This window comes from Metabacillus crassostreae, assembly GCF_016908395.1.
GTDB classification, from domain to species: domain Bacteria; phylum Bacillota; class Bacilli; order Bacillales; family Bacillaceae; genus Metabacillus; species Metabacillus crassostreae.
Window position 1 is genome coordinate 87,381 of the sequence record NZ_JAFBDU010000011.1, and the last position, 11,333, is coordinate 98,713.

Below are 11,333 nucleotides of genomic sequence, written 5' to 3' on the forward strand. Positions count from 1 at the left end.
GTTATTTCCTCCCTTTAACACTCATCATTTCTTCGTATAAATCATTGAATGCTGTATTATTTTGCTTCATCATATTTACTTTTAAAAGATCCTTCGCTCGTTCACTTACAGCACGATCATCATTGTATAGGAGTGAGATCATAAGTGGTGCCAGCTTTTGTGGAAAATGAGCAACAGCATTTGTTATGAACTGTTCACCAGATCTTTTTGTTTTACTGGATTTTAGTGAGGTGCTCACAAATGGACCAATATGCTCGGTTATTTCCTCTTTTGACAAAATACTAGTTAGTTCATACCTGTTTCTTCTAATAATTGAAAAATAAAAGTGTAGTAGTTTAGCTGGATATTGTTCTTCTGTTAACCAGCTTTGGAAGTGCTGCAAATATGCAATTACATAATCGCGCTGATTACTTCCTAGCTTAAAAAGATTTATGTAGCTTTGTCCGACGATATGCCTTAAAGATGCTGGATTTGTTAAAAAAGTTTTCTGTAAAAGCTGAAGTGTTTTTGGATAAAGAAAAACACCGATCTCAGAGCCAAGTGCACTTGCTGCTGTCCACTGTAAATTATGGTTATTACGCTGAGAGCTCCAGCTGTTCACGAGGTTGATTACTTCTTGAACATAATGCCCTGATTTAATGAGATTTGTTAAAATGCGTACAGCTGCTAAGCGGTATAATGTATTGTCATGCTTTGCCCATTGCTGTAATAGCTCTTGACGAACAGAAGCCAAATCATAGCTAGCTAAAACGGTGAGAGCTGAATTCATTTCAGGAAGTGCCGCTTTTTTAGCTTTCTCTAGATATTCATTAAACCATGCGAAAACTGCATTTCTTGAAAAACGATAGTGTGTCCAAAATTGAGCTAGCATGATGTCTGCTTCATCTGGACGTGTAAGCTTAATATGTTCAACTGAAATATAGCCCATATCCGAATTTACTTTTTTAGAAAAACGTTTCGCCTGTAAAAGGTCTAGTCGTACATCATCAGATAAAAAGGTTGTATCTTGTCCAAATTGCCAGGACTCTTGTAAATAAGCTTCCATTAATTTTGAAGCTTCTAGGAGGGTTTTCTCAGGCACTTCCTTCAAAATTGCTAGAGTTACATAATTAGCCACAAGTGATAATGACTGTCCGTTTTGCTCAAACCATTTCGCTACACGATCTTCAACATGACCTTGAAATTGCTCAACCATCTCAACCATTGTTAATGTACCTTGAACAACATTAACAATTTTCTTTGAAATATCACTAATTTCATAAGGAAGCAATTTCTCTAAAAAAGGCTCAATTCTATCTATAATAGTGCCTTCAATGTTTTGTAATCCAGCTTCTTCACCATGCTTGATTAGTACGGTTATTTTATCAACAGGCGGATAGATCGTAAAAACCTCAATCCAATCAGGTAGCTCAGAATCTTCTGTACTTAAAATAAGATAACTGTTTGCTTCTCTAAAAGCTTGGAACAACTGATCCCACATTACTGGAATGAGATTTTCATAAAATCCAAGACTTACCTTATCTATTATATATCCTGTGTTATGCTGTAGTGGCATTTTTAATAAATCTACTGGTGTAATAGTAGGCAAAATCTCAATGATTTGCTCTACATTTTGATGTAGTAGCAAGTTGATGCCTGTGGAATATTTGCCCGTACGTTCTGCATTCTGTAAGATAGTAACGTGATTTTCACTTAGACTCTTTTGTGCTTCCTCAAAATTTTCTACAGGGACATAAACACGTTTTAATTGTTCAATACGCTCATTTTTCAGCAAAAAGGCTGTTGTTGAATTGAGTGCGTAATGCTTGCTGATAATTGGCGTACCTAAGGATTGCACCCAATCTGTTGATACTTCCTGTTGCTGGGACTCAAGCTGATAAGCCACCAATCGACTATTTAATACTGCAGCTGCTTCTGAAATCGATGGAAAATCAAGCAAGGAAGTCATTTGCATGCTTCGTATAATTAGCACAAGCTGCTTGGCAATTGGTGCATCATCAATTAACACAGGTAAAATAAGCTTATTCATTTGATCAGCATATTCAATTTCTCTGTACACATATTTTGACTCATGAACTTCTTTAGAATGAAGAAGAATTACCACATCCATTTGCTCAATAGCATCAACAATATCAACAAGATAATTGTTGCCCTTCGCGATATTTCGCGGAGCATACCAACAAATATAGCCAAGACCTTCAAGAATATCAGCTATTTCCTTCATAACAGGGAAATTAACACTAGCATGACTAAGAAATATCTTTAGTTTATTTGTCATTATGGTCCTCCTTTTTATATAGAATTGTATTGTTCTAAAGTTAAGTAGCTTCCCTTAGGGTGAAAAAAATCATCTGTGGAACGTGGTGTTATAATCCAAACTGTTTTTCGATCAAAAACAGGTGTTTTTATTCGGAAGGACTCAGGAAAACCTTCAAGCTGACATCTGATAATGTGATTTGTTCCACCAGTTTTCTCCGGGAATTTTTCTCCATTCCATAACCCAAATAAAAGCTGACTACGTTGAGCAACAAAAGCCCCAACTGCGAAATAACATAATGTTTCATTCTTTTGATTAACAGCAACATCTGGTATGAAAATACGATCAACTTTGTTAGTTAGTTTCAAAAAAATGTTTCGAGCTTCTCCTTCTGGAAAATCGAGACAATAACGTTCAATAGGGAAGGGAATAGGTGCATGCACAGTTATTCCTCGCTCAAGAGCTAATATGGCTAAAAGCTGATCTGCTCCAGAAGCTAACGGTGATAAAAGCAGTAGGTTTGAATGAACTTCCATGAGCTGATCAAGATAGTTAATCGTTACTTTTTTTACTTCCTCATAGGCTTTGGGATGAATATCTCGATGACCAGTTATCCCGAGTATGTATGGTTTATTCAATGTTTTTAGCAACCCCTCGCCGATATAAAGCTTTGCCCATTTTTTCTGTTAAATCATATAATTGTAGAATTGTATCCCGATCATATTGTTTAAAATCAATATCACGAATTTCTGAAATTTTATCTAAATCATCCCACTCTACTAAACAAGCATGAAGCTTGTTTTCAGCATCTTTATGGTTGGTTTTAGTTACATGCTTTAAAGGGTAAGCATCCCAGCCATTACTATAATGAAAAGCATTCCAGCGTCTATGTTCAACAATTGCTAGCTGTTCTAGCTTTTTTCGTACTTCATTTGTGAAAATACGTTCTGAAATGCTTTCTTTCTCAGGAGTTTCTTCAGCAGCTTCATATCCTAGTAGAAATAGTTTTGCTTCATAGTGATTCATTAACGCGCGGTTAGACTGCTTTTCAAAATGAGATAATTTTTCCCATGATTTTGACTGAGCTGTTTTATCTGCATACATATCATGAATTAAATTTGCCATTTTATCCAGTTGTTCTTGTATCACAATTTCCTCTGTTAATACGTCTTCTAGTGCACCAAATTGATAGATATGGTGAAATGCTTCTTCCTCATGCAGCCATTTAGCGAAAAATTGGTCGCGCTGCAGCTTTATATAAATTGGTATCTTCTTAAAGCGCTGATGAACTCTCATTCCTTGAAGAATATCTTTTTCATCACTATCTAATGAAATATAAATAGACGTAATCGGTAGGTTTTGTTCTTCAATTAATTTTCCGATATCTTCTGCTTCAACATCTTGCTCTATAAATTGAAAGCTAGCCATTTCCTGTAGTCGAGGATAGGCTTCCTTCCAGGTTTGAGAAATCGCTTTTGCATGAGTATCGACTATAGTAATAGCAAGAGGTTGTTTATTAAAAAAGTGACCTCTTTGAATAGCTTGAAGTGCAATTTGCTGACCTGTTAGTCCAAATCCGATGATAAGTAAATGATATGGTGAGCTATCTTGTTGTAGAGCTTTTTCTTCATGATGTTTATATATAGGATGTTGATTAAATAACTGACGAGCAATTAATTCATGTATAGAAATCGGGTGTAGCTGTATGGAGATTTGACTTGATTCAGTGTTTAGTTTCTTTTCTAATATAGTAAATAAGCGCTCAGTTCTAGTATGGTTTTGCTGAACGTAAAATGTTATCTGACGCTCTTTAAGTTTTGCTTTTTCTTGAACAAAATAATGATGAACAGCTTTTACGATATTTAAATTATACGCATCTTCATGGTGAAGAGTCACTAAGCATTTTGCTTTATGAATGGCTGCTTTTCTTAGTGTTGTTGTGCTTAATAAATCACCGTCAAGAAGAACTGCGCCCTGTTGCGTAAGGTTGTCTTCTAGTGGAAATGATGTATCTTTTATGATTATCACTTGGTTTTTGTTTTTTAATAGATTACTAGCAAATGTATAGGACTCTTGATTCAAACCTAAAATAACATAGTGATTTCCTCTGTTTGTCATGTACCATAATCGCAATGATTGTCTAAAATAAGATAAAATCAGCTGAGAAATTGCTGAAATGATATAAGCAACAGCAGAATAGCGAGCAACTTCAATTGATGGTGGATAGGAGATAAACCGATCACCATTTTTTGAAAACACTGGATCAACATCAAGCGCAAATAAACGAACAGTTGAATAAATCACATTCGTCAGGTTATAATCCTTGATACTTTCTATTGAAAAACCATAAATTCCTGATGACAATGCTAATAATAGTGTAAAGATTTGCAAAGAATATTGCTGAAGCTTTGGTAGAAAAACAATACAGCCTAATATGATAATGGCTGGTATGATTGCATAGCTTTTATCAAAAAAAGGTACTGAAAAGGTAAATACACCTAACAGTGAGAGAAGTGAAAAATAAAGCAGAATATATTTCCAATGTGTTTTATAAATGGCAAAAAAACGTGTTTTAGACATGTAGTGCTCCTTATATTTGTAGTAAATCAATTTCGATTAAATCCCAAGGAGTGATAATTCCAAGAGGTCGCTCATTGCGAGATCCATTTTCAGTAACAATCACAGCCTCAAGCTTTTTCTTTTGTTGAAAATACTGTTCAAATAAATCTTCAAGCTCTAATATATTCATATTTTTGCTTACAAATGAAACATTGTGTTTATCTTCGAAACCATTTAATTCATTTGCAGTCGATTTTGTTAGATTTATTTGTCCATCCTTGATATTGCTAGCTAGCCAGCTGGTTAATCCTCCCTCTGTTAACAAAAACGAAAACTCATGATCTCGATAAATTGGGAATTGATTATATGAAGATGTGTCCATTGTCTTAATAACATATTCAATGGAGTGTGTGGATTGAAGTGTTACAACTGTTTTTGTCGCAATCTTCATCACCTTAGGTGGAGCAGACAGCTGCCTTGCTATTTTCTCAATTTGAAGAACAACATCTTCATTTGGAGTAGCAATATATGTATTCGTTTGTAGCCTCTCATGAACAAGAGCATTTCGAAGCTTAGCAAATTGTTTTAAATCAACATAAAATGAGTTAATAAAAGGATGCTTTCGACTAGAAATGGATAATAACTTTACAAATGCATCTTGATATTCATGTGGATTTAATGTCTTTAACACATGATGAATTCTATTAAATGCAACCTCAAAACGCTCTGCAAGCGCGGAATTCTCCTGAATTTTCAACCTGCTTTCCATATCCTCACAACCTTCTATTAAATAGATACTATGAAAATATTATACAAAATTAGGGTCTAATTTCCTAGTGGAGATCTGAAATTGATTCAATTGAAGGGTGTTTTGTTAGAAACACAATGGAGATTCGACAAAAATCGGGGAGTGACAGGCACCGCCCGAATGGGTACAATATAGGTACTACCTCAATATGATTAGGGGAATACAACATGATGTCGACAGAGCCGAAGTGGTTAAAAATTATTATCAGTGTTATGATTGTGATCTTTTTTAATCAAGTAGTTCTTTTTATTTTCCATTTGAATGACTTGTTTCTACATTTATCTTATGTAATGGTTAATATTGTGACTATTATCCTAACAATAGTTATGCTTTTCGTTCTTAGAAGAACGACCAATGAGCTAAGGAAAAGTAATCAAAAACTAAATAATATTTTCGATTCATTAAATGTGGCTGTTTGGTCACATGATTTTAAATCTGGTCATGTATTTATTAATCAAGGAATTGAAAAGCTTTATGGCTATAACTTGAAGGATTTTTATAAGGATTATGACCTTTGGAAGAAAGTTATCCATCCAGATGATTTAAACATATTAACAGAAAGAGCACAGCAGCTTGAGCAAAGAAAGCCTGTGACTAGTAATTATCGTATTATTAGGCAAGATGGTGATGTTAGATGGATTCAAGACACGGGGATACCGACTTATGATGATAAAGGCAATTTCGTTAATTTTTCCGGTGTTTTATTTGATATTACTGATCAAAAAGAAGGAGAAGAACGGTACCGTGGAATCGTGGAACTATCTCCAGATTTTATTGCTGTTATTAGAAATTGGAAATTAGACTTTATCAATGAAGCCGGGAGCAAACTCCTTGGTGTAGAAAGTCAATTTGATCTTTTTGGTAAATCAATTACTGAATTTGTCTCAGTTCCTGATGTAAGGAAGATTAGTGATGCGCTTCTTGAGATTGAAAATAAAGGGTATCACATCAATAGATTTGAGCTTCAGATCATACGAAATGATCAAAAGAAGGTTGACTTAGAAATGTCAATCATGAGAATTCCTTATGAAGGTAAAGTGGCTACATTAGTAGTAGGAAGAGATATTACAGAACGTAAAAAAGCAGATCAAATTATTCATCATATGGCTTATTACGATACGTTAACAGGGCTTCCTAACCGAAATATGTTTAAAGAGCATCTAAACAATCGTTTGCTTAATTCAGAGGATGAAAAGCTGGCAGTGCTTTTTTTAGATTTAGATCGCTTTAAAGTGATTAATGATACAAAAGGACATTCAACAGGTGATCATGTTCTGCAGCTTGTTGCGAAGCGTTTATCTGCAGCTGTTTTGGATGAAGGATTAGTTTCTCGACAAGGTGGAGATGAGTTCTTACTATTATTAAATGATGCAACAAACGATAAAATTGAATGCATCTCACAGCGAATTATAAATGATTTTTCACAGCCATTATATATAGAGGACGATGAATTCTTTGTTACAACTAGTATTGGGATTAGTATCTATCCTATTGATGGTGACGATCAGGAAACGTTAATAAAAAATGCTGATACAGCCATGTATTTGGCAAAGGATCGTGGAAAAAATAATTATCAATACTATAATCCAAATCTAAATAATCTATCAACTAGAAAAATGAAATTAGAAGTAGAGCTACGAAAAGCATTGGAAAATGATCAGTTAACAATTTATTACCAGCCGCAAGTAGAGCTTAGTACGAAAAAAATTATAGCAGTAGAAGCATTACTACGTTGGAATTCTCCAAAGTATGGAAGTATTTCACCAACTGAATTCATCCCAATTGCTGAGGAAACAGGATTAATCGTACCAATTGGAAGATGGGTGCTGCAAAAGGTTAGTGAACAGCATAAACAATGGAAAAGTGCTGGTATCACTTCATTAAGAGTTGCTGTTAACGTATCAGTTCGACAAATGCAGGAAAATTGCTTTGCAAATGATGTGAAGCAGGTGATCAAAGAACATGACCTAAATCCGTTAGATCTAGAGCTCGAAATCACTGAGAGTATTATGCAAAATATAGAAAACTCAACAATTGTGTTAAATGAGTTAAAAGAGCTAGGTGTGACATTATCTATTGATGACTTTGGTAAAGGTTATTCTTCATTGAGTTATTTGAAGCATTTACCGATCGATACAATCAAAATTGATAAATCGTTTGTTGATGATATTTGTGATACATCTAATAATGGATCTATAGCTAAAGCGATCATCGATATGGGACATAATTTGGGCTTTACGATTGTTGCTGAGGGAATTGAGCAAGAGGAACAAGCTGAGTTTCTGAAGGGGAATTCTTGTGAGTATGGACAAGGGTATTTCTTTAGTAAGCCGATGCCAGCTGAGAAAGTTTTTTTGTTGCTGGAAAAGGGATTGGATAGATAGTAAAAGCCTTGAAGAGATTATACTTTTCAAGGCTTTTTAGCTATCGTTTGTTTAAAAGGTTGTTTTTAGAGACCATTTTTGTGGGGAATTTGTTAGTAATAATAAATTCCGTTTCATTTCGCTGCAGACACTCGCTTTCCGCGGGGAGGAAGTCGAGCCTCCTTCGGCTGCGCCTGTGGGGTCTCGACCTTTCCTCTGCACCCGCAGGAGTCGAGTGTCTTCCGCTACATTCCACTAGGTTACCTCAAGATCCTTGTGATCCTTGTGAGATAAAACATTAATTACTATTTTAAAGAAGAAGAGACACTTATCTTGTTTTTTCTAAATAAAGCAACACCAAGGTTTTAACCAATTAACCCTTGTTAGTTTTTCTGATAACTCATCATCACACCCAAAACAGCTCCTACAATTGCGGGTACAAGCCAGCCAATTCCAATGGTGAAAAAAGGGATATAGGAGAATAATTGATTAATTCCTTCTATATGAATGTTAGCTGCTTTTAATCCATCAACAACACTAATAATTGCTGTTGCTACTAAGCTATATTGATAAACAATTGGTTTAATTCCAAATGCGTAATCAATAAATGATAATAAAATCAACACGATTGCAATAGGGTAAATTGTAAATAATAATGGAATAGAAACTGAGATTAGCTGTGATAAACCAAAGTTTGCTATCGCTGTACTAAATAAAGATAATATGAAAATTAATAGTTTATAGCTTAATCCTGGTATAACACTTGATAGATAATTACCACAAGCTGATACTAAGCCAACACTTGTTGTTAAACATGCAAACGTAATGGCAAGTGCTAGGACAATTTTTCCTAAAGGCCCAAATAATTCATGTGCAATACCAGACAAAATCGCCCCACCATTATCTAAATAGCCAAGACTAGATACACTTGAAGCGCCAATAAAGGAAAGTGATACATACACAAGAACAAGACCTATTGCAGCAATGATGGCTGCTTTTATGCAAACCTTAGCAATATCGATTTTTTCTGTTACACCACGTTCCTTGATAACTGACACAATCACAATTCCGAAAACTAGTGCACCTAAAGTATCAAGTGTTAAATAGCCCTCTAAGAAGCCTTTGAAAAATGCACCCTCAATATAATCTCCCTGTGGTTGTTGAAATTCTCCAAGCGGTGTTAGTGTAGCTTTTACTGTTAACAAAACAAGAATAATCAGTAAAGCGGGAGTTAGAATTTTACCAATACGATCAACAAGCTTACTTGGGTTAAGTGCAAGCCAAAAGGTAATAACGAAAAAGATAATTGAATAGACCAAAAGTGTTAGCTGTGAATTTATTAGTGCTTCTGAAAGAAATGGTGTGATACCAATTTCATAAGCTACTGTAGCAGTTCTTGGAATCCCAAAGAACGGTCCAATTGTTAAATACAAAATAATCGGAAAAATCAGTCCGAACATCGGATGTACTTTGTTGCCGATTGTCCGAATATCACTACCAGCTAATGCAATAGCCACAATTCCTAAAAAGGGAAGACCTACACCTGTGATTAAAAATCCGATTGTTGCTAACCATACATGTTCACCAGCTTGCTGTCCTAGTGCTGGGGGAAAAATCATATTACCTGCACCTAAAAATAGCGCAAATAACATTAAACCGATAACGAGGATTTCTTTACCGGATAATTGTTTACTCATATTGTCCTCCTGAAATTTAACTATTGTAAGATATAATTATTATTCTCGTTTTTTCGACACAAAAATCAGTTTAGCACATATTAATCGTGAATTAGTAGAAAAAAATAAATTTTATAAAAACTTTTTCGGTAAATATGTAAAAATTTTAATATTTTAGGATAAATTATAAGTCAGAAAAATTTTAATAATCAAACATCTTTAACTTAGCTAGCAATCACCCTTTCACCTTGGTATAATTCACCTCATTATACTTAAGGAGCAAACAAGAATGTTTAAGAAAAAAGAACTTATATTTATTAGTTTTATGTTATTTTCCATGTTTTTTGGTGCAGGAAATCTAATCTTTCCTGCATTTTTAGGTCGTTCAGCTGGTGAAGATGTATGGATTTCGTTAGCCGGATTCATTTTAACTGCTGTTGGATTACCAATATTAGGCGTAATGGCGGTAGCGAAGGCTGGTAGCTTACATACATTAGCCATGCGTGTTCATCCTGGTTTTGCGTTTCTTTTTCCTTTATTAATTTATGTATCAATAGGACCTGGATTAGCGATACCACGTGCTGGTTCAATTTCATTTGAGATGGGACTAAAACCATTTTTACCTGAATCTCTAATGAATCAACCATTCATGTTGTTAATGTACACAATCGTATTCTTCTCTATCACACTTTGGTTAAGTCTACAGCCTTCAAAGCTAGTAGATCGATTTGGTAAGCTACTTACACCAATTTTGTTAGTCATGATTGTCGTAATTTTTGTCAAAGCAATTTTCACACCGATTGGCTCGTTTGGAGAAGCAACAGGAGTGTATGCAAATAATTCATTTTTCCAAGGCTTTTTAGATGGGTACTTGACGATGGATGCTTTAGCGGCACTAGTATTTGGTATTGTTGTCGCAAATACAATTCGCTCTAAAGGCGTAGAAAGTCCAAAATTAATTTCAAGATATATGAGCATTGCAGGTATTGGCGCAGGAATTTTACTTGCTTCGATCTATGGGATTTTAGCGTATCTTGGCGCATCTAGTGCTTCAATAGGTCAGCCTGAAAATGGGGCACAAGTGTTAACACTTGTGATGAATTCGTTATTCGGTCAAGGTGGCATCATTATGCTGGGCATGTTATTTACCCTTGCCTGCCTTTGTGTGTGTATCGGACTCATTATTGCTTGTAGTCAATACTTTACAGGGATCTTCCCAAAGCTTTCTTATAAAAAATGGGCAGTTATTCTAGCTGTACTTAGTCTTGTCGTAGCAAACTTGGGGCTAACTCAAATATTAACCGTTTCTGTTCCAATACTAGGGGCAATCTATCCGATTGCAGTTGTGTTGATCACACTTGGATTAATGTCACCAAAAGTAAGTAAGAAAGTTTACTTGTTCACGATCTTGTTTACAGGAATATTTAGCGTGTTAGAAACAATAAATCTTACATTTTTTGCTGGAGCAATGGATTCAGTTTTAGGAAATGTGCCTCTTTACGAACAGGGAGTAGGCTGGTTGGTACCTGCAATAATGGGTGCTTTAGTTGGATTAGCGTTAAGTACTATTATGAAGTCGGGTAATGATGTTGATTCTGATATTGCTGCTTGAGTGATGTGGAGTGAGGGTGTTGGCGCCCTTGCTCTTTTTTTTAGGGGTTTTGTTGATT

General features: G+C 35.1%; 7 protein-coding genes. 2 read left to right on the top strand and 5 right to left on the bottom strand.

Features of this window, described 5'->3' with window-relative positions; translation table 11 throughout:
• Position 1 precedes the first annotated feature (1 nt).
• Genes JOC75_RS21480 through JOC75_RS21495 form a run of 4 tightly spaced genes read right to left on the bottom strand, consistent with a single transcriptional unit; the run spans position 2 to position 5,585 of the window.
• Complete coding sequence (locus JOC75_RS21480) at positions 2 to 2,278, bottom strand: toll/interleukin-1 receptor domain-containing protein (RefSeq protein ID WP_204956023.1); 2,277 nt, start codon at positions 2,276 to 2,278, stop codon at positions 2 to 4.
• 14 nt (positions 2,279 to 2,292) lie between these two features.
• Positions 2,293 to 2,895 carry a hypothetical protein gene (locus JOC75_RS21485; RefSeq protein ID WP_204956024.1) on the bottom strand — a complete coding sequence of 201 codons (603 nt, stop codon included), beginning with the start codon at positions 2,893 to 2,895 and terminating at the stop codon, positions 2,293 to 2,295.
• The gene (locus JOC75_RS21490) at positions 2,888 to 4,837 is read right to left on the bottom strand and encodes an NAD-binding protein (RefSeq protein ID WP_204956025.1); all 1,950 of its coding nucleotides are present in this window, start codon (positions 4,835 to 4,837) and stop codon (positions 2,888 to 2,890) included. The genes JOC75_RS21485 and JOC75_RS21490 overlap by 8 nt, the downstream gene beginning before the upstream one ends.
• 10 nt (positions 4,838 to 4,847) lie before the next feature.
• The gene (locus JOC75_RS21495) at positions 4,848 to 5,585 is read right to left on the bottom strand and encodes a CBS domain-containing protein (RefSeq protein WP_204956026.1); all 738 of its coding nucleotides are present in this window, start codon (positions 5,583 to 5,585) and stop codon (positions 4,848 to 4,850) included.
• Between the two features lie 206 nt (positions 5,586 to 5,791).
• Between JOC75_RS21495 and JOC75_RS21500 the strand changes: the two genes are divergently transcribed.
• Positions 5,792 to 8,008, top strand: coding sequence for a sensor domain-containing protein (locus tag JOC75_RS21500; protein ID WP_204956027.1), 2,217 nt, complete (start codon positions 5,792 to 5,794; stop codon positions 8,006 to 8,008).
• 362 nt (positions 8,009 to 8,370) lie between these two features.
• On the opposite strand, the gene brnQ (JOC75_RS21505) is transcribed toward JOC75_RS21500, so the two are convergent.
• Positions 8,371 to 9,684 (bottom strand): branched-chain amino acid transport system II carrier protein, encoded by a 1,314-nt coding sequence (gene brnQ, locus JOC75_RS21505; RefSeq protein ID WP_204956028.1) that lies wholly within the window; start codon positions 9,682 to 9,684, stop codon positions 8,371 to 8,373.
• Between the two features lie 268 nt (positions 9,685 to 9,952).
• Here brnQ (JOC75_RS21505) and brnQ (JOC75_RS21510) point away from each other — a divergent pair, with 268 nt between their 5' ends.
• Positions 9,953 to 11,275: a branched-chain amino acid transport system II carrier protein gene (gene brnQ, locus JOC75_RS21510; protein WP_204956029.1), complete on the top strand. Its 1,323-nt coding sequence runs from the start codon at positions 9,953 to 9,955 to the stop codon at positions 11,273 to 11,275.
• Positions 11,276 to 11,333: the final 58 nt, after the last annotated feature.